Genomic DNA, 20,395 nt, shown 5'->3' with positions numbered 1-20,395 from the left:
CAGGTACTCTGAGAAACCAGGCACCTGAAAGTGCCCTAGGGAGCCGGGGGGAAACATCATGCCGAAGTCCGCCGAGCAGCAGCGCGTCGAGGCGAAGGTCCTCTACGACGCATACATGGCCGCCTGCCCGACCCGTGAGGTCTTCGACACCATCGCCGACAAGTGGGCCGGCCTGCTGGTCAACGCCCTCGCCGACGGCCCGCGCCGGCACAGCGAGCTGCGGCGGCGCGTCGCCGGCGCCAGCCAGAAGATGCTGACCCAGACGCTGCGCACCCTGGAGCGCGACGGCCTGGTCAAGCGCACCGTCACCGCCGCCGTCCCGGTGCGCGTGGACTACGAGCTGACCCCGCTCGGCAGGTCCCTCGCGCCGATCCTCGGCGCGCTGAAGACGTGGGCGGAGACCAACATCGAGCACATCATGGCCGCCCGCGACGCCTACGAGCTCACTGGAACAGGCCGACCAGGGCCCGGGTGAGATGGCCGTCGTGGCGCTGGTCGGCCCAGGTCACCACGTTGACGGGCCGGCCGCTGGAGCGGCAGTAGGCGAGCACGCCGGCGGCCGCCGGGCCGTCGATGACCGCCAGGGCACCGTCCGCGCGGAGCCGGTAGGCGGCGTCCTCCGCGTCGCGTACCGCATGGCTGCCGTCGTCACCGAAGCCCGCCGCGACCGCGATCCGCCACCGTAACCCGGTCACCAACCAGCTGCCGGCGGGCAGCTGCGGTGCCGCCGCGACCTGCACGTTCGCCCGTCCGAGCGCGTGCCGGAGATGGCTGCGGTATTGCAGGCCGCGCACCCCGCGTTCGCGCCGCGGGTCGGTGACGCTCGTGACCCGCCGCCGTTCGTCCGCCGGCAGGGCGTCCAGCAGCTCCGCGACCGCCTCGTCCGGCATGGCCGCGACGACCCCGTCGAGCCGGGCGGTCGGGACCGCCGGGATGAGCGCCTCCGCGTGCGCGGCGACCAGCGCCGGCAGCCGCTCGTCGGTGATCGCGGCGACCAGGTCGCGGCGTGCCGTGGCACCGAGCGCCGGCACCAGCCGCGCCAGGTCCGCCGGGCGCAGCTGCGCCGCGAGCAGCGGCAGCCGGTCGGCGGGCATGGCCATCAGCAGGCCCGCCGCCCCCTTCGGCGGGGAGCTGCGGATCATGGCGACGAGCTGGGTGACGGGCATCATGCCACCGGGCAGCATGCAGCGTTCATAGCATCGGCGATGTCACACGGGAAGGTCTTCAGCGCAGTACTGACCGGCCGATGACGCTGACATGGCCGGATCGACGATGGACACCGACGCGCGCGACGCCGCTTTCGCCGCCCTGCTGGCGGCGCACCCCGACGCGTTCGTCAGCGCCGTCACCATCCAGGGCCTGTTCGCGCCCCTGCCGGAGGAGCTGCGGCGCACCGGCATGCGCCCTCTGGAAGGGCCGGCCTCGGCGCTCGGGCTCGTGATCGGCGACGACCACCCGGCCGTCGTCGACGCCTGGCACCGGGCCATCACCGACGGCACCGCCAGCTGCGCGTTCCACCCGAAGGCCGCACCCGGGGCGACCGCGCGGATGCACATCATCGACACGACGCACCGCTTCGGGCTGTACACCTGCTGCATCACCGGGCTCGAGGGCCAGCCCGACGCGCTCGGCGTCGACGCGGTGCGGCCGCGGCTCGTCACCGTCCGCAAGGACCAGACGGCGGTCATCACCGACGCCGACCCCGGCATCGTGCGGCTGCTCGGCTGGACCGCCGAGGAGCTCGTCGGCCGCCGCGCCATCGACCTCGTCCACCCCGACGACCACCAGCGGGCCATCTCCAGCTGGATGGACCTGCTCACCGTGCCGTCCGGGGAGGCCCGCCCGGTCCGGCTGCGGCACCTGCACCGCGACGGCCACGCCATCTGGTTCGAGATCACCAACCACAGCTTCCTCGGCGCGCCGGAGCACCCGCACGTCCTCGGCGAGATGCTCGACATCACCGACGAGATGGCCGCCGAGGAGGCGTTGCGCGCCAGCGAGCAGCTGCTGCGCCGGCTCACCGAGGCGCTGCCGATGAGCATCGTGCAGCTCGACGCCGACCGGCGCATCGTGTACCGCAACGCGCGCGTCGCCAGTACCATCGGCATCGAGGAAGGCGAGATCCTCAGCGACGCCATCCTCGCCGCCGGCGTCATCCCCGGCGACCTGCCCACCGTGACCGCCGCCCTCGACGGGGTCCTGCGCGACGGCGTCGACGTCGACCTCGAATACGGCTTCCGCCACGAGAGCACCGGCCTGCGCCGCATCGACGCCAAGGTCCGCGCCCTCGCCGCCCCCGACGGCCAGATCACCGGCGCCATCATCTGCCTCACCGACGTCACCGACGCGGTCCGGATGCGCGAGGAGCTGCACCGGCAGGCCACCTACGACGCGCTCACCGGCTGCCGCAGCCGCGCCGCGACCCTCACCGGCCTCGACGAGGCACTGGCCCAGCCGGCCACGAACCGCGGCGTCGCCGTCGTCTTCGTCGACCTCAACGAGTTCAAAGCGGTCAACGACCGCCACGGCCACGCCGCCGGCGACCGCCTCCTCACCCACGTCGGTTCCCTGCTGCGCGCCGCCGTGCGCGACGGCGACGTGGTCGGCCGCTTCGGCGGCGACGAGTTCGTCGTCGTCTGCTGCGACGTCGCCGGCCAGCCGCAGGCCCGGCGGATCGCGGAGACCCTCGCCACCGCCCTCGCCGCCGACACCGCCGCCCTGCACTTCGACACGGACGCGGGCACGGTGCGGATCCTGCCGCGGGCGAGCATCGGGGTCAGCTGGGCCCCCCCGGCACCCTCGACGCCGACACCCTCATCGCCCGCGCCGACGCCGCCATGTACGCAGCGAAGAAAACCCGCGCCGGCCGCGTCGCCCTGCAGGTCGCGCTCTAGCTCGGGCATCGACGTCCTCTAGTATCGGCCGGTCGATCCGGGGGAGGACACGCATGGGGGACCTGGCACCGTCGTCGGCGGAGGCCACCGCCGTCACAGTGCTGACGGCGGCCAGCATGCTGGCGACCCTCGGCCTGCTGGTGGTGTGCCGGCGCCTCAGACGGGCCCCCGCCGCGGCCCGCCGCCCGACCTGGGGGCTGACCGTCGTCTCGCTCATCGCGACGGTCCTGCTGTACTTTGGCGGCCGGGTCACGTTCGTCGCCGCCCATCCGGGCGGCTCCGCGACCCTGTTCGAGCTGCACGGCCGGGACACCCCCGTGTACTGGGTGGCGTACCTGGTCGGCGCCGGGCTGCTGGTCGTCCTCACCGGCGCGCTGCTGAAGTCGCCGGACACCCTGCGCTTCACCGTCGGCCTGCCGGCGATGCTCGTCGCGGTCCTGATGTCCGTCCTGCTGGCGGTCCTGAAGCTGAAGTTCGACCGGCTCGACGCACGACTGGCGACCGCGCACCTGCCGGCGGTGAAACCCACCGACGACGAGAGCGACGGCATCGTCGGCGCCTACGCCCACGGCGGATGGGTCGTCGCCGTCCTCGGGGTGACGCTGCTGGCCCTGACCGTCCTGCTCGTCCTCGCCGGCCCCGCCGAGCTGCGGGTGCTCGTCGCCCTGGTCGCGGGCGTCAGCATGGTCACGGCCCCGACCCTGCTCGACGACGACTTCTGGGCACTGCGGAACGGCACCGTCGAGCGGGTCAAATACACCGTGTTCGAGCTCGGCGGCTGGGCACTGCTCTGGCCGGCCGTCATCGTCGGCCTCGCCGTGCTGCTGTGCGCGATCCCGTTCCTGCCGAAATGGTTCCGAGGCTTCGCCACATTCACCGCGGTGGCCGCCCCGGCCTGGATCGCGCTCGCCGTCGTCCTCGCGGCCCCGCTGCTGAACGAAGGCATCCAGGAGCTCCTGCGGGCCGACGGCTACACCGTCTCCGTCCGCCGCGGCGGCGCCGTCCCGGTCCTGTTCATGCTCACCCCCGCACTCGCCGTCCCGGTCGCCGCGATCCGCGCCTGGCGCACCAACCGCCGCACGACCACGCCCACCGCGGCCCACCCCACCGCCGGCATGGCATAGCGAGCACGGACGTCAGACCTGTCGTGGCCTCACTACCTCGGCCCCCGGTCTTTCGGGTGCGGCGCGCACGCGCGTGAGTCCGTCGCCGGACATGACCGTCAGCCGGCCAGGTGGCCCCAGCGGTCCTCGAGCTCGTGCCAGGTGCCCTGGGCGGCGGCGGTGCCGTCCAGGAGGACGACCACGCGGTCGGCCTGGGTGAGGGCGGCGCGCTTCGAGGTGGAGCCGATGACCGTGACGCCGTGGTCCCGCAGGGCGCGCCACAGGGCGAGCTCCGTCGTGACGTCCAGCGCCGAGGACACGTCGTCGGCGATGAGGAGCTCGGTGCGCGGGGCCAGGGCGCGGGCCAGGGCGAGCCGCTGCAGCTGGCCGCCGGACAGGCGGGTGCCTTTGTGGCCGATGAGCAGGCCGAGGCCGGCGCCGGCGGCGGCGAGGTCGTGGGTCAGCTGGGCGGTGGAGACGGCGTCGTCGGCGTCGACCTCGTGGCCGAGGCGGATGTTGTCGGCGACGGTGCCGGACAGGACCCGGGGCAGCTGGGCGACGTAGCCGATCTGGTTGGGGCGCAGGAACATCTCGGGTTCGGTGACGGGCTCGCCGTTCCAGCGCAGGGCGCCGGTGTGGTGCACGATGCCGGCGAGGGCGCGCAGGAGTGAGGACTTGCCGGAGCCGACGGGGCCGACGACGAGGACGAGCTCGCCGCGGGAGACGGTGAGGTCGAGGTCGCGCACGGCGACGGTGCCGTCCTCGTGCACGGCGGTGAAGCCGTCGAGGTCGAGGCGGCGCAGCGGGCGGCGCGGCGGCGTGACGGGGGCCGGCGCGGCGCCGGAGGAGATGTCGACGCCGGGGACGGCGGCGGCGTACTCCCCCTCGCCGGTCATCGCCACGGTGCGGCGGGTCCAGACGCGGGCCGACGGCAGCTGCGAGACCAGCGACGCGGTCGTCCACGCGAACCAGCGGGCGGAGCCGAGGGTCGACACGGCGACGAGGGTGGCGCCGGCGGAGAGGCCGCCGGTGAGGAACAGGGCCCAGGCGCCGATCGGCAGCAGGCCGCTGGCGATGGCGGGGGTGGAGCGGGCCCAGACCTGCATGGAGATCTCCCAGCGCTGCCGGGCGCTGCGGATGTCGTCGAGCTTCGCGAGGTGGTCCAGGACGGGCCGGGTGGCGCCGGCGAGCTTGACAGTGCGGGCCGCGGACAGCGACGAGACCAGGGCGGTGGCGAACGCGGCCCGGGCGGCGACGGTCTTCGTCGCGGACCGTTTCAGCACCGGGCCGAACAGGGTCGCGGTGAGACCCGAGACGACGATCGTGGCGGCCATGAACGCCGCCGGCACCAGCGAGCCCGAGACCAGCGTCATCGAGACGAGGACGAAGGCGCAGATCCACTGGTCGATGAGGTTGTCGGCGAGCACGACGACGCGTTCGGTGTCGCCGCCCTGGGCGACGACCTCGGCGGGGGTGTGGCTGCTGACCCGGCGCGGGCCGGTCTGGCCGTGCACGAGGCGCAGGCTGATGCGCAGCAGCTGCCGGACCCACCACTCGGGGAACCATCTGCCGGTGTAGTACGGCAGGGGCAGCGGCAGCAGCAGCCCGGTGACGATGCCGACGGCGGGCCACAGGGTGCCGCCGCTGCCGTCGACGAGGTCGGCCCACAGCCACGGCAGCACGGAGCCGTCGAGGCCGAGGAACACCATCGTGGCGAACATGACGACGGACACGAGGCCATACCGCGCGTCGTTGGTGGCGAGCTTGTAGATGTTCCACAGCGTGCGGGCCCGAGGCAGCTTCGGCAGTGGCGGCGGATCGGTCTTGTCCGACAACGACGAGACGAGCGAGCCCTCCAGCGGGGCCGGCTCCAGGACGGCGATCGACGACCCGGCGGCGACCGGCACCGAAGAGCGCACCGTGGAGGCGGCGAGCAGCTCGGCGAACCGGGCGGAGGACGACATCGGGCCGGCCTCGACGACGGCGCCGTCGGCGAGGACGACGACCTCGTCGCAGCGGCGTACCGATGACAGCCGGTGCGCCACGATGATGCCGATCCGGCCGACCAGCAGCCGGTCGGTGGCCCGCTGCACCTGGGCCTCGGTGACCGGGTCGAGCCGCGCGGTGGCCTCGTCGAGGATGACGACCTGCGGGTCGCGCACCACGATGCGGGCGAACGCGACCAGCTGCTCCTGGCCGGCGGACAGCACGTGGCCGCCCTCGCCGAGCTTCGTCTGCATGCCGTCCGGCAGCTCGGCGACCCAAGAGGTGAGGCCGAGCTCGTCCAGGGCCTGACCGGCGCGTTCGATCAGCAGCGGGTCGAACAGGGCGATGTTCTCCGCGACGGTGCCGGCGAGGATCTCGGTGCGCTGCGGCACGACCGCGATCCACCGGCGCAGCGCCTCCACGTCGAGGTCGAGCAGGTCGACGCCGCCGAGGAAGACGGTGCCGCGGGGCAGGTCGACGGCGCGGGTGAGGACCTTCGCCAGGGTCGACTTGCCGGAGCCCGTGCGGCCGACGAGCGCATAGGACCTGCCGCGCAGGAATGTGAGGTTGACGTCGCGCAGGGCGGCCCGCCGGCCGGCGTCCTGCTCGCCCTTGGCGTAGCGGAACGTGAGGTCCCGCACGACCAGGTCGCCCTCGACGGGTTCGGAGCCGCCGGCCGGCTCCTGCGGCGAGTCGCGCAGCAGCAGGACGCGGCCCCAGGCGCCGAGCGCGTACTGCAGCTCCGGCACCATCCGGCTGGTGTGCTCGACGGTGGCACCGAAGCCGAGCGCGAGCAGCCACACGGCGGTGAGCCGGGCGCCGTCGATCCGGTCGGTGGCCATGGCCCACAGGCCGGCGACGACGATGACGGCGATGCCGGCGCGGACGGTCCCGGCGGCGACGGCGGTGACCGCGCCGGAGCGGGTCCAGACCTGTCGGCCGCGGGCGAGCACGACGCTGGCGCGGTGGGCGTAGAGGCGCAGCACATAGGGCCGGGCGAGGCTGGTGCGCACGTCGTCCTGGCCGTGGATGGACTCCTCCATCACGGCGGCCAGGTCGGACCAGGCCTCCTCCTCGCCCATCCGGGCGGTGCCGATCTTCGCCGTCGGCTTGCGCAGCACGATGGTGAGGCCGACGACGAGCACGATCATGGCGATGCCGGCGGGCCACCAGACATACATGGTGGTCGCGATCGACAGGACGCCGAACGCGAGCGACTGGGCGATCCGCACGCCGCTGCCGCGCATCTCGGAGGCGACCTGGTAGACGTCGCCGTCGATGCGGTCGAGCAGCTCGCCGACGGGTGTGGTCTCCAGCGTCGGCAGGTCCTGGCCGAACGCGACGCGGCACAGCCGCCGGCGGACGTCGGCGGACCAGTCGGCGGTGAGCCGGGCCATGATGAGCCCGACGACGAGGTCGGTGAGCACGGCGGCGACGAGGGCCACGGCAAGCACCGTGAACATCGCCCATGATCGATGTATAAGGACCGACCCGGCCACGCCGGCCGCGGCGGCCTGACCGGCGGCGCCGACGATGACCAGGAACACCACCAGACCGGTGCGGCGCGGCGACGTGGCCCAGAGGTCACGGAGCAGGCGCATGGTGGGATCCCCCCGGATCGTTGTGGCGGCCTCTCAGACTGCGCCGCGACCCCGGGCATTTTCAATCCAATTACAGGAGATCGGCCGCGGTCTCGATCGTCGTGGCCCGCCCCCGGGCGACCGCCGCGGCGTGCTCCTCTGCCGTCAGCGCCTCGGATGCGGCGCTCGCGAGCGCGGCCAGGTGCGGCCGGGTGTGGTCCGGGCCACCACGGATCTTCTCGGCCGCCGTGAGCAGCGTCACGGCCAGGGCCGGGTCGCCGTCCAGCAGCATGACCTCCGCCGCGTCCTCGAGCACCGCACCCGCGACGGGTCCGTCGAACGCGCTGCGCGCGTGTGCAAGAGCAACCGCAGCCATGGTACGGGCATCGCCCGGCGCTCCCTCCAACGCGCGCACGACCGCCAGTCCACCGTGGACCGCCGCGAGCATCTGCGGTGACGCGCGGTCCCCGGCGAGGATCTCCGCCGCGTCGTTGAAGTGCCGCCGCGCCTCGTCCAGCCGGCCGGCCCGCAGCGCCCGCTCGGCGTACACGTACTCGACGAACGCGATCCCGTCGGGCAGCCCGACCTGCAGCGCCGTGCGCCGCGCCCCGGCCAGGACCGCCGCCGCCTGCTCGGGGTGCCCGAGCAGCTCGTGCAGCTGGGCGAGCCGGACCTCGGCGGCCGAGCGGTCCTCGGTCGTGCCGAGCTCGGCGAACAGCCGCAGGCTCTCCTCCAGGTGATCGACGGCGGCCGCGTACTCGCCGCGGCGGGCGAGAACCTCGGCGAGCGACTGCAGCGAGGCCGCCATCCCCCACCGCTCGCCGATCTCGCGGAACCCGGCGAGCGCCTTGTCGAACCGCCGGGCCGCGGCGTCGTACGGGATGCCCACGTTCATCTCGGCGTGGCACAGCAGCAGCTCCCCGAGGCTCGCCAGCCACGGGTCGGGGTCGCGGGCCAGCACACCGATGTGCTCGAGCGTGGCGTCGGTCGATCCTTCCCGGAACAGCAGCGAGACCGCCTGGAACAGCCGGAACATCGGATGCTCGCCCTGATACGTGAACGCCTCCTGGAACCAGGCCTCGACCTGCCTGGTCTCACCGATCCCGTCGAAGCCGTTGACCGCGGCGACACCGCACGCCATCGCGCGCGCGTCGGGGTCGGTCGGCCCGTCCAGCCCGAGCGCGGCGACGGCCAGGCCGGCACCCTCGACCCGATGCCCGCGCATCCACCAGTACCAGCCGAGGACCAGCACGAACTGCACGGCCAGGTCGGCGTCGCCGTCGGTGATCGCCCGCCGGAGCGCACCGTGCAGGTTGTCGTGCTCGGCAGACAGCACCGCGAGCGACTTGAGCTGCTCGGAGGTGCGCAGGCTCGGCTCGAGCCGCTCGGCGAGCGCCAGGAACCAGGTCGCGTGCCGCCGCCGCAGCGCGGCCGTCTCCCCGTGCTCCTCGAGCCGCTCCAGCCCGTATGCGCGGATGGTCTCCAGCATCCGGTACCGGCCGTCGTCCTCGACCAGCAGCGACTTGTCCACCAGCGCCGCGACCAGCTCCACCGGGTCGCCGAGCGTCCCGCCGGGGTCGCAGACGGCGGCCGCAGCGTCCAGGGTCGCCCCGCCCGGGAACACGGCGAGCCGGCGCAGCATCACCCGCTCGGCGTCGGTGAGCAGGTCCCAGCTCCAGTCGACGACCGCCCGCAGCGTCTGGTGCCGCGGCAGCGCCGTGCGGCTCCCCCGGGTCAGCAGCCGGAACCTGTCGTCGAGCCGGTCCGCGACCTGCGCGGCGGTCATCGACCGGCACCGGGCCGCCGCCAGCTCGATCGCCAGCGGCATGCCGTCCAGCGCGCGACAGATCCGAAGGGCGGATCCGTCGAGCTGGAAGCCTGGTCGTACCGCCGCCGCACGATCGGACAAGAGCCGTGCCGCGGGCGAGTCCAGCCCGTCTCCCGGCAGCGGCCCGACCAGCAGCAGGACCTCCCCGGTGATCCCGAGCGGCTCCCGGCTGGTGGCGAGGATGCGCAGGTAGGGGCAGTCGCCGAGGAGGCTGTCGGCGAGGGCGGCCGCGGCGCCGACGACGTGCTCACAGTTGTCGAGGATGAGCAGGATCCGCCGGTACGCCAGTGCTTCGGCGAGCCGGTCCAACGCCAGCGATCCGTCGCCTGCGTGGACGCGGCGGGCCGGACCGGGCGCGGCGGACGGGTCGCGCATGCCGAGCGCGGTCCACACGGCCTGCACGACGTCGTCGGGGTCGGTGACGGTGGCCAGCTCGACCAGCCACACGCCGTCTTCGGGCACGTCCCGCAGTCCGCGCCCGACCTCGGTGGACAGCCGTGTCTTGCCAGCGCCACCGGGCCCGACGAGCGTGACGAGACGCGCCTGGGCGACCAGGTCCCGGACGGTGCGGACCTCCTCGTCCCGGCCGACGAAGCTGGTCAACGGCACCCGCAGGCTCCCCCGCCGCGCCGGCCCGCCGTTGCCACGACCCGTCGCCGCGCCGCCCCCACCAGCCAGCCCACCGCCGCCGCCATCCGTCGCCGCGCCGTCTCGCCGCGCTGGCCCGCCGCCGCCACGTCCCGCCGCCGCGCCGCCCTCGCCAGCCAGACCACCGACGCCACCATCCGTTGCCGCGCCGCCCTCACCAGCCGGCCCACCGTCGCCACCATTCGTTGCCGCGGCGCCGCCACGACCCGTTGCCGCGCCGCCCCCACCAGCCAGCCCGCCGCCGCCATCCGTCGCCGCGCCGGCTCCACCATCCGGCCCGCCATTGCCGCGACCCAGCGCGGCGCCACCCCCACTACCAGGACCCGATTTTTCAGCTTTTATCGGCCTACTTCGCAGTATCGCCAAGTGTGCGTCGGCGAGGGCCGGTGACGGGTCTGCGCCCAGCTCGTCGGCGAGGCGGGCGCGGCAACGGTCGAAGGTGCGCAGCGCGTCGGCGGTGCGGCCGTCGGCGTACAGCGCGCGCATGAGCAGCCCGACCAGCCGCTCCCGCAACGGGTGCGCCGCGACCATGGCCTCCAGCTCGGCCACGGTGCGGACGCCGAGGCCGAGCTCCGCGTCGATCCGGTCCTCGGCGGCGGCCAGGCGCAGCTCGTCCAGCCGGGCCCGCCACCCGGCGGCGAACGGTGCGTCCGCCGCGTCGGCGAGGGCCGGCCCGCGCCACAACCCCTCCGCCTCCCGCAGCGCCGCCACGCCCGCGGCCGGGTCGTCGGCGAGCAGGGCGCGCCCCCGGTCGACGAGGTCGGCGAACAGCAGGTGGTCGACGTCGAGGGGGTCGACGTCCAGCAGGTATCCACCCTGCCGCGCCCCCAGCATCCCGTCGGGCAGGACCCGCCGCAGCCGCGACACCAGGGACTGCAGCGCGTTGCCGGCGTCGCCCGGCGGGGTGTCGCCCCAGATGCCGTCGACGAGCCGGGCGGCGGTGACGGTCCGCCCCGCGTCCAGCGCGAGGAGCGTGACCAGGACCCGCAGGCGCGCGCCACCGACCTCGACGGGCGTGCCGGACGCGGCCCGCACCTCGAGCGGCCCCAGCACCCCGACCCGCACGCCACCGATTGTGCCTCCACCGCCCGGTGACCCGTCGAGCACCGTCGACGGTACGCATCCGGCGAAGGCAGGGGTTGGACGAATCGACGTCCACTGGTAGCGTGCCGAGAGAGCGCTCTCTCGCGTACCCGCATCGACCACGACCGATCACCGTGGTCGGACTTCCCCTGGCCCGGACGACCCCCACCGGCCCGCCGATCCGCCGTCGGCCCGCCAGCGCGTCCGCACCGGGTGGACCCCGCCGCGCTCCGCGCGTCCCGCCCCGAGGAGACCCCCATGCACGATCCAACCCACCGCCGGCGCCGCATCCGTGGCTGGGCGGCCGCCGGCACCGCCGTCGCCACGATCGCCCTGGCCGCGATCACCGCCGTCGCGTACGCCGGCACCGAAGCATCCGACAGCGGCCTGCAGACCGCCCGGCTCGCCGCCGCCGCGGCGGTGCCCGCCCCGCCGGCCGGGTTCAACCTGACCTGGAGCGACGACTTCGACGCCGCCGGCGGCACCGGGATCAACACCGCCAACTGGAAGTACGACACCGGGCCGGGCAGCAGCTTCGGCACCGGCGAGATCGAGACGATGACGAACAGCACCGCCAACGTGTTCCACGACGGCAACGGTCACCTGGTGCTGCGCGCCCTGCACAGCGGGACCGACCCGCGGGCCGGCTGGACGTCGGGCCGGATCGAGACCCAGGCCGCGACGTACGGCGCCGAGGCCGGCGGCGTGGTCCGCATGGAGTCCTCGATCCAGCAGCCGAACGTGACGACCGCCAACGGCGCCGGGTACTGGCCGGCGTTCTGGATGCTCGGCTCGACCCTGCGCACCGGCACCCCGTGGCCGACGAGCGGCGAGGTCGACATCCTTGAGGACATCAACGGGCGCAGCTCGTTGTTCGGGACGCTGCACTGCGGCACGAACCCGGGCGGCCCGTGCAACGAGTCGACCGGGCTCGGCAGCGGCGAGCGGCCATGCCCCGGCTGCCAGACCGGCTACCACACCTACGCGGTGGAGATCGACCGGTCCAAGTCGCCGGAGGAGATCCGCTGGTACCTGGACGGCGCGCTGTACTTCACGTTGCCGGCCACTCGCGTCGACGCCACCACCTGGGCCAACGCGGTGCACCACCCGTTCTTCATCATTTACGACCTGGCGATCGGCGGCGGGTTCCCCGACGCGTTCGGCGGCGGGCCCAACGCCGCCACGATCTCCGGCGGGCAGATGAACATCGACTGGGTCGCCGTCTACAACAAGGGCCCGGGCACCACCACCCCGCCACCGCCGCCTCCGCCGACGAACAACGTCGCGCAGGGCAAGCCGACCACCGCGTCGTCGACGGAGAACGCCGGCAACTGCCCGGCGTGCGCCACCGACGGCAACCTCACCACCCGCTGGTCCAGCGCGTTCAGCGACCCGCAGTGGCTGGCGGTGGACCTGGGCCAGTCCTACCACCTGACGAACGTCAGCCTCAACTGGGAGGCGGCGTACGGCAAGGCGTACAAGATCCAGGTCTCGAACGACCAGCTCACCTGGGTCGACATCGCCGCCACCACCACCGGTGACGGCGGCACAGACACCTATGTCGTCAACGCCAACGGCAGATACGTGCGGATGTACGGCACCCAGCGCGGCACCGCCTACGGCTACTCGCTCTGGGAGATGGCCGTCGCCGGGACGCCGACCGGCAGCACCGGCGGCACGCTCGTCTCGCAGGGCAAGCCGACCACGGCGTCCTCCACGGAGAACGCCGGGACCGCCGCGGCCAACGCTACCGACGGCAGCACCGGCACCCGCTGGTCGAGCGCGTTCAGCGACCCGCAGTGGCTGCGCGTCGACCTCGGCACGCTCACGTCGATCAACAAGGTGGTGCTGAACTGGGAGGCCGCGTACGCGAGGGCGTTCCAGGTGCAGACGTCCACCGACGGCACCACTTGGACGACGATCTACTCCACGACGACGGGCACCGGCGGCGTGCAGACCCTGAACGTGACGGGCAGCGGCCGCTACGTGCGGGTCAACGGCACCCAGCGCGCGACGGCCTACGGCTACTCGCTGTGGGAGTTCCAGGTGTACGGCGCGGCCTGCTGCCCTCCGTAGCCTGCCGCTTTCCCGCTCCCCGGCTACGGCACAGCGGCGTGGCCGGGGAGCGGTCGGCCGGTCCGTCGCCCGGATCCGGCCGCCCGCACATCGCCAGGGCCGGGCTGACCGCCCAGTTGTCCACTGTGGACACGGCGGCGGCGCGGTACGCCTCCTTCAACGGTGTGGCGGTGCACGACCATGACAGCTGGACCCGTCTGCCCCGGCTAAGCTGTCGCAATGTCGCTGGACGTGCTGGTGCTCTGCGGGGTCGGGATCGACACCATCGTCCGGGTCCCGGACCTGAAAATCCCGCCGGGCGACCTGCTGCACGTCGAGCCCGTCCGGGACTACGTCGCGCACTCGGGCAACGGGGTCGCGCTGGGGTTCCACGCCTTGGGGCTGCGGACCAAGTTCATCGACTTCCTCGGCGACGATGCGCAGGGCGCGCAGGTCCTGGCCCGCTATGCGGCCGTGGGTCTGGACTTCGAGCACGTACCGGCACCCAACGGCACCCCGCGCAGCGTCAACCTGGTCGACGCCGCCGGCCGCCGGTTCTCCTTCTACGACGGGCGCCACCCAGCCGGCCTGCGCCTGCCGCGGGACGCGTACCTGCCGGCGCTGGAGCAGGCCCGGCACGTCCACGTCGCCGGCCGGGCGGTGGAGGCGTTCGCCGACGCACAACGCCTGGGCATCACCACGTCGACCGACATCCACTCGTGGGACGGCGAGGCGCCGTGGGCGATGGAGCTGGCGCGGGAGGCGGACCTGGTGTTCCTCAGCGCCGAGGCGGCCCCGCACAAGATCGACGACCTCATGCACACCATCCTCGACGCGGGGCGGGCCTCGGTGGTGGTGGCGACGGAGGGCGCCGCCGGCTGCCGTGTCCTCGACCGCGCCGACCGGCGGATCGTCCGGTTCCCCGTGGCCACGCCGGAGCGGCCGGTGGTGGACAGCAACGGCGCCGGCGACGCGTTCAGCACCGCGTTCATGAGCCGCTGGTTCGCCGGCCGCCCGCTGCAGGAGTGTGCGCTCGCGGGTGCGGTGTCCGGCGCGTTCGCGTGCGGCGCCCCCGGCACCCACGAGGAGCAGATCACCGCGGCGCAGCTGGACGCGGCGATCGCCCGCGCCCGCGGCACCGACCAGTGGCGCAACGGCCGCGTGGAGGCGTGAAGCCCAGGAACCCCGTGCGCTTCACGCGTCCGGCGTGGCCTCGCCGCGGGTGAGGGCGGCGACCGCGGCAGGGTCGGTGGTGACGGCGGCGTCGACCAGCCATCGGGTCGCCCAGCGCAGCGGTGGCAGCGCCAGCGCCACTGCCCCGGCGACGATGACCAGTTCGCCGCCGTCGACCGCGTCCACGAGACGCTGCAGCTGATCCAGGTCGACGCTGTGCACGTCATCGCCGTCGTCGCCGCAGTCGGCGAGTCGCACGACGGGCGCGTCGAGCAGCTGCCCCACCGTAGCCGCGAGCGGATAGCAGCCTTCGCCGCCGATGACGAGCAGCGGCGACTCCGCGCGGATCACCAGGCCCATGGTCAGCGCCGGCCGGCGGTGGTCTGAGCGGCGAGGCCCGCGACCGCGAGGACCAGCAGCGCGCCCGCGACGGTCGCCGCGGGCGTCGCGAGCGGTGGCGGCCCCGTCCCCGACAGGCCGGGCAGGGTGCCGCCGACCGCGACCCAGGCGACCGCCGCCGAGAGGACGCCCGCGAGCCCGGCGGCCGCGACGAGCGCCACGACCACGAGCGGCTCCACCAGTGTGGCGGCCGAGCGGCGCAGGCCCTGTACCCGCAGCGCCCGCAGATCCGCACTGCTGGTGCCGATGGCGGCGACGGCGAGTCCTGCCGCGCCGAGCGCCACCGACAGCAGGCCGGCGAAGAGGTAGAAGCGCAGGCCGAGTGCGGTGCCGCCGGCGGCGATGCCGGCGCGGGTCTCGGCGACGGTGCGGCGGCCGGTGACGGTGAGGCCCTGTGCCCGCAGCGCGTCGACGATCGTGGGTGGGGCCGTCGCCGACAGCCACACCTCGGCGTTCTCGGCGCGGCCGTCGTCGGCGGCGAAGAGATCGGCGTACTCGAGGTCGACGAGCGCGCCGGTGGTCCCGACCCGCGGCAGCCGGGTGGCGGTGGACACGGTCGCAGGCACCTCCTTGCCGCCGAACGTCTTGAACGTGTCCAGCGGCATCGTGGTCAGGACCGGGAGCTGGTCGGGGCCGCCCGCGGGGCGCAGGACGCCGGCGGCGGGCTGCGAGGTCATCGGCAGGGTGAACGTGATGCCGTCGGCGCCGGTGGTCGCGGTCGCGCCCGGCGCGGTGCGCCACTGGGCCGCCGGCGGCGCGTGCAGGGTCACCACGATCGTCGGTCCGACGTATGGCGGCAGCCGGACGGTCAGCTGGACCAGCCGGCATCCTCTCGTGCACATCGGGGTTTCCGCGGTGTACGACTGGCGCCCCCGCAGGAGCGTCCCCAGTTCGACGGTGGCGGTCGGCTGGCCGTCGAGCGGGGCGACGGTGGCGTCGAGGACGATGTCGGTCCGCTCCAGTGTCGCGGCGGTGACGTCGAGGGAGAGCGTCGCGCCGGTGTGCATGACCGGCGGCGCGGCCAGTGGCGGGTGCAGTTGCGCCGCGACCTCGACGACCGGGGCGGCGCCGGCGGGCCAGAGGGCGACGGCGGGCAGCCGGGCCGCGTCGACGGCGACGGCGCCCGGTTCGCCGTTCTCGGCCAGGCGGATCGGCACGGCCGCCATCGCCGATCGGCCGTCGGGGTCGGCGGCCCGCACCGCGCGCAGCAGCTGGGTGCGGCTGGTCGCGTCGACGGTGAGCACGACCGGCGCGCCGGTGTCGAGGTCGGCCTGGTCGCGCTGGCGCTGGTCGACGGCGGAGGTGGCGGCCGCGGCGAAGGCGAGCGACCCGACGGCGAGGGTCAGCAGCGCCAGGAGGCGGGCGCCGACGGGCCGCCGCGCCAACCGGAACCCGGCGAGCGCCGCGGCGAGCCGGACCCGGCCGACGCTGCGGCGGCGCAGCGCCCGGCCGGCGAACAGGCCGCTGAGGATCGGCCCGGCCCGGCCGGCGAGGACGGCGCCGGCGAGCATGACGAGGGCCGGCGCGAGCAGGGCGACGCCGCCGGGGCGGCCGCGGACCTGCGCGACGGCGACGGCGGCGGCCACGACGAGGACGCCTTCCAGGGCGAGGCCGCGCCAGCGGGCGGTGTGCCGGTCGACCTGCCGCAGCAGCGAGGAGACGGGCGCGGAGACGGTGCGCAGCGCGACGGTGACGGCGACGGCGAGCGCGCCGAGGACCGCGACGGCAGCGTACGGCCAGGCGCCGCGGGTCTGCCAGCCGCCGGCTGCGGTGAAGCCGAGCAGCGCCCCGGTGAGCACGGACAGCAGGGTCTCCCCCGTTGCCAGCCACCACCGGACGGGACGGGCGACGCCGCGCAGCGCGATGACGCCGTGCTCGAAACGGCGGACCCGGATGACGGTGGACACGGCGAGGGTGATGACGGCCCAGGCGAGCAGCAGCACGGGCGCGACCGCGAACGGCACGGCGGCGCGGACCTCGGTGCGGCGTTCGGCGATGCGGTCCAGCAGCACGTCGAGGTCGGTGTTGAGGCGCGCCTCGTCGGTGCTGCGGCGCTGCGCGTCGACGACCCATTCGCGCAGCGCGGGAAGGGTCTCGACGGTGATGGCGCCGGGCAGCGGGTACGCGTCGTAGGACTGCAGCTCGCTCGGGCGGGCGAACGTGTCCAGGGTGCGCCGGTCGACGTGGAACGCGTCGCGCGCGCCGCCGGCCCGGCCCCAGTAGGGTTCCGTCGCGTCGCGGGGCTCGACGATGCCGACGACGGTGAGGGCGGTCGGCGGTCCGGCCGCGACGTACCGCTTGAGGTCGGTGTCGTAGCGGGAGCCGCTGAGCGCGACGGCGTCGCCGGGGTGCATGCCGAGCCGGTCGGCGGTGCGCCCGGTCAGCACGGTGTCGCCGGTGCCCATCAGGCACCTGCCGGCCACGACGCGGACGTGCTCGCAGATGCCTTCGCGGAACAGGACGGTGCTGAGCTGGCTGGCGGAGGCCCGGGGGATCTCCGCTGGTTGGGCGGCGAACTGCGCGGAGAAGACGGTGGCGTAGCCGGGGGTGTCGAGCCAGCCGCCGGCGAGGCTCTGGAACGTGTTGGCCATGCGGCCGCCGCCGGAGGACTGGACCTCGCCGGTGATGAGGACGGTCCGTTCCGACGGTGCGGCGCTCGCGGTTTCGGTGCGCACGATCCGGTCGTCGGCGCGGGCGAGGTAGACGGGGGCGGCGAGCGCGCCGGCGGTGGCGAGCGCGGTCAGGAGCATGACGGCGGCGGCCCGGCCGCGCCGCGACCACAGCATCGCGAACACCAGCCCGATCATCGGGACCTCCCGGCGCCGTCACGGGTGGAGCGGGACCACAGTGCGGGCGGTAGCAGTACCGCGAACACGACGGCGGCCGTGGCGAGGATCGCGAGCCATTGCACGGGTGCGACCGGCACCGGCCAGCGGTCGGCGAACGGGCGGACCGGCGCCGGCGCGAGCAGCCGCAGCAGGACCGCGGCGGCGAGGCCGACGGGAACGGCGACGAGGACCGGCGCGGCCGACGTCCACCGGCCCACGGTGCGCGCGGTCGGCGCCGGCAGGCCCTGGCGGCGCAGCGCGGTGAGCTCGGCGCCGCGCTGCCGCCGGTCGACGGCCGCGACGACGGCGGCGGTGACCGCGGCGAGCAGCAGGGCGATCAGCCCGCCGGCGAGCCCGGCGAGCAGGGTCACCGCGGGGGCGAGGCGCGCGGCGCGGGCGGTGGCCGCGGCGGTGCTGTCGCCGCCGGCGATGGTGAGCCCGGCGGCGCGCAGCCGGTCGGGCAGGTCGGCGGGGGCGGACGGGCCGAGCCACACCTCGAGGCGTTCCGCGGCGGTGGTGGGGACGCCGCCGGACGGGCCGGCGACGTGGGCGGCGTATTCGAGGTCGACGAGCACTCCTTCGGCGCCGCCGCGCGGGACGGACGTGACGGCGTGGGGCGCCACCGGTACGTCGGCGCCGAAGACCCGCACGCGGGGCACGTCGTTGTCGGCGGTCAGCGTGAGGTCGCCGGCGATCACGGCGGGCAGTGGGACCGGGGTGTCCACGACGTAGAGGCGGTTGTCGCGGGGGCGTTCGCTGGGCGGGTCGACGTCCTGCAGGCGCAGGTGGCCGTCGCGCTGGCCGGCCTGCACGGTGCTGACGGCTCTGGCGAGGGTGGTCCGCCACCGGGCCGGGTCGGCGAACGTGGTGCCGTCGACGACCACGGTGCCGCCGGCGCGCAGTTCGAGCAGGTCGACGGGGCCGCGGTTGGTCTCGACGGAGACGAGCCGGCAACCGGCCGCGCACTGCGGCACCGCGGCGTCCACAGTGGACTCGACGGTCGCCGCGGTGCCGGGTGCGGCGAGGAAGCCGGGGGTCTGGAAGACGGCGGTGACGCGTTCGCCGGGGGCGGCCAGCTGGAGCGTGACCGTCGAGCCGGCCGACGCCGAGCGCAGCGTCAGGGTCGTCGCGGTGAACGTCAGCGGCGCCGGTGCGTCGGCGCGCAGCGACGGCAGGGCGATGCCGGTGACGGCCCGCAGGCGGGTGCCGTCCACGGCGATGACCGGCGTGCCGGTGCCGGCGCCGATCGCGACGGCCATCGCGTCCCGGCCGCCGGGGTCGGCGGCGCGGACAGCGGCGAGGAGTCCTTCCCGGTCCATCGGCGCGACCCGCAGCACGCGGTCGGCGCCGACCTCGACGGCGGCCCGGTCGGCGCGGGCGCCCGCGGCCCCGGCCCAGTCCTGCGCGGCGACGGCCAGGACGCAGGTGGCGGCCGCGATGACGGGCACGATCCGGTACGCGGTCCGTCGGCGGCCCAGAGTCAGGCCCGCGAGGGCGCCGCCGACGCGCCCACCGGCCAGGGCGGTCCGGCCGGCGAAGCCGGCGGCTGACAGGAGCGCGCGCGTTGCCAGTACACCCGCCGCCAGTGCGATCAACAGCGCTGCGGCCTGGCCGAGGCCGAGACCGGTGTCGCGGCGCACGTCGGCGGGCGGCTCCGCGGCGAGCTGGAACACGGCGGCGGCGCCGAGGGCGAGCACGCACACCTCGAGGGTGGCCGCGACCAGTGGGCGGCGGGGCTGCACGACCCGCAGCAGTGCCGGCACGCTGGCCCGGGTCGCCGGCCACTCGGCGGCGACGACCACGAGGACCGCGACCGCGAGGGCCTGCCACAGGGCGGGGCGCACCGCGACGGCCCAGGCGGCACCGATGAGCAGTGGCAGGAGGCTCTGCCCGGCGGTGCCGGCGAGGATCCGCCACGGCGGCAGCCCCCGGATCGCCATGCGGGCGGCGTCGGCGCGGCGTTCCTGTGCGGCGTAGGCGGCGGCGACGGCGATCGCGATGCCGCCGCACAGCAGCACCTGCAGCTGGACGAGCAGCAGCCCGCGGCGCACGCCGCGGCGGTCGGCGGCGACGGTCGTGGCGAGCGTCGCGGCGGCCGAGGAGACCTCGAGGGAGCCGGCGCGCAGCCGGTTGACGGTGGTGGAGATCTGGGCCGGGCGGTCGAAGGCGGTGGCGGGCAGCAGCGCGTCGTAGGTGGCGACGGCGGCGCCGCCGGGTTTCGCGACGGTGCCGCGGGTGGTGTACGCGGCGACGCCGTCCAGCCCGGACCAGTACCAGCCGAGCGGGTCGCTGGGTGCGAACAGCCCGACGAGCTGCAGTGGGACGACGGCGGTGCCAGAGCCGCCGTCCTGGCGCAGCGGGTCGCCGACGGCGATGCCGAGCTGCCGGGCGACGTCGGGGGGCAGGACGATCTCGCCGTCGCGTTCGGGGCAGCGGCCCTGCAGCATGGTGGCGTTGCCGCAGAAGCCGTCGACGGCGCGCAGCTCGGCCGGCAGGCGCAGGTCGTCCACGCGCAGGACGCCGGAGTACCGCACGCCGAGCACGCTGCGTTCGGCGGGGACGCCGGTGATCAGCGCCTGGAACTTGCTGACGATGTCGTCGGGCTGGCTGCCGAGGGAGACGGCGGAGCGGACGGACAGGGTGCGTTCGGCCGGGGTGGCGGCGTCGATCCTGGCGGTGGCGGCGTTCTTCTGCAGGACGCCGGACGCGGCGCCGGCGCCGACGGCCGCGCCCATGGTGACGGCGGCGAGGACCAGCATGACGACCGCCGCGGCGCGCCGGGCCCTCAGCGCGGCGACGATCAGCCCAAGCACGTAGT

General features: G+C 75.0%; 11 protein-coding genes. 5 read left to right on the top strand and 6 right to left on the bottom strand.

Features of this window, described 5'->3' with window-relative positions; genetic code table 11:
* The first annotated feature begins 58 nt into the window (after positions 1 to 58).
* The gene (locus tag AB0K00_RS34475; RefSeq protein ID WP_363529204.1) at positions 59 to 475 is read left to right on the top strand and encodes a helix-turn-helix domain-containing protein; all 417 of its coding nucleotides are present in this window, start codon (positions 59 to 61) and stop codon (positions 473 to 475) included.
* Here AB0K00_RS34475 and AB0K00_RS34470 read toward each other — a convergent pair.
* Positions 444 to 1,184 (bottom strand): hypothetical protein, encoded by a 741-nt coding sequence (locus AB0K00_RS34470; protein WP_363529201.1) that lies wholly within the window; start codon positions 1,182 to 1,184, stop codon positions 444 to 446. The two genes, AB0K00_RS34475 and AB0K00_RS34470, sit on opposite strands and share 32 nt — an antisense overlap.
* Positions 1,185 to 1,272: 88 nt before the next feature.
* On the opposite strand from AB0K00_RS34470, the gene AB0K00_RS34465 reads away from it, so the two are divergent.
* Entirely contained in the window at positions 1,273 to 2,916 is a 1,644-nt protein-coding gene (locus AB0K00_RS34465) for a diguanylate cyclase (protein WP_363529198.1), read from the top strand.
* A gap of 31 nt (positions 2,917 to 2,947) precedes the next feature.
* Positions 2,948 to 4,018 carry a hypothetical protein gene (locus tag AB0K00_RS34460; protein ID WP_363529195.1) on the top strand — a complete coding sequence of 357 codons (1,071 nt, stop codon included), beginning with the start codon at positions 2,948 to 2,950 and terminating at the stop codon, positions 4,016 to 4,018.
* 98 nt (positions 4,019 to 4,116) lie between these two features.
* Here AB0K00_RS34460 and AB0K00_RS34455 read toward each other — a convergent pair whose 3' ends face one another.
* Complete coding sequence (locus tag AB0K00_RS34455) at positions 4,117 to 7,584, bottom strand: ABC transporter ATP-binding protein (protein WP_363529192.1); 3,468 nt, start codon at positions 7,582 to 7,584, stop codon at positions 4,117 to 4,119.
* A 70-nt stretch (positions 7,585 to 7,654) separates the two neighbouring features.
* Positions 7,655 to 11,104, bottom strand: a complete 3,450-nt coding sequence (locus AB0K00_RS34450) for a BTAD domain-containing putative transcriptional regulator (protein WP_363529190.1) — start codon at positions 11,102 to 11,104, stop codon at positions 7,655 to 7,657.
* 276 nt (positions 11,105 to 11,380) lie between these two features.
* Between AB0K00_RS34450 and AB0K00_RS34445 the strand changes: the two genes are divergently transcribed.
* Positions 11,381 to 13,198: a discoidin domain-containing protein gene (locus AB0K00_RS34445; protein ID WP_363529188.1), complete on the top strand. Its 1,818-nt coding sequence runs from the start codon at positions 11,381 to 11,383 to the stop codon at positions 13,196 to 13,198.
* A gap of 219 nt (positions 13,199 to 13,417) precedes the next feature.
* Positions 13,418 to 14,350: a carbohydrate kinase family protein gene (locus AB0K00_RS34440; protein WP_363529185.1), complete on the top strand. Its 933-nt coding sequence runs from the start codon at positions 13,418 to 13,420 to the stop codon at positions 14,348 to 14,350.
* 21 nt (positions 14,351 to 14,371) lie between these two features.
* Here AB0K00_RS34440 and AB0K00_RS34435 read toward each other — a convergent pair whose 3' ends face one another.
* The 3 genes from AB0K00_RS34435 to AB0K00_RS34425 are packed head-to-tail and all read right to left on the bottom strand — an operon-like array spanning position 14,372 to position 20,390.
* On the bottom strand, positions 14,372 to 14,701 hold the full coding sequence (locus tag AB0K00_RS34435) for a hypothetical protein (RefSeq protein ID WP_363529183.1): 330 nt from the start codon (positions 14,699 to 14,701) through the stop codon (positions 14,372 to 14,374).
* Between the two features lie 11 nt (positions 14,702 to 14,712).
* Positions 14,713 to 17,556, bottom strand: a complete 2,844-nt coding sequence (locus AB0K00_RS34430; RefSeq protein ID WP_363529180.1) for a hypothetical protein — start codon at positions 17,554 to 17,556, stop codon at positions 14,713 to 14,715.
* Positions 17,553 to 20,390, bottom strand: coding sequence for a hypothetical protein (locus tag AB0K00_RS34425; RefSeq protein WP_363529177.1), 2,838 nt, complete (start codon positions 20,388 to 20,390; stop codon positions 17,553 to 17,555). The genes AB0K00_RS34430 and AB0K00_RS34425 overlap by 4 nt, the downstream gene beginning before the upstream one ends.
* Positions 20,391 to 20,395 lie beyond the last annotated feature (5 nt).

It is taken from the genome of Dactylosporangium sp. NPDC049525 (genome assembly GCF_040676755.1).
Taxonomy (GTDB): Bacteria; Actinomycetota; Actinomycetes; order Mycobacteriales; family Micromonosporaceae; genus Dactylosporangium.
Note: the sequence above shows the minus strand (reverse complement) of the source record. Positions and strands in the feature narration are given on the sequence as shown.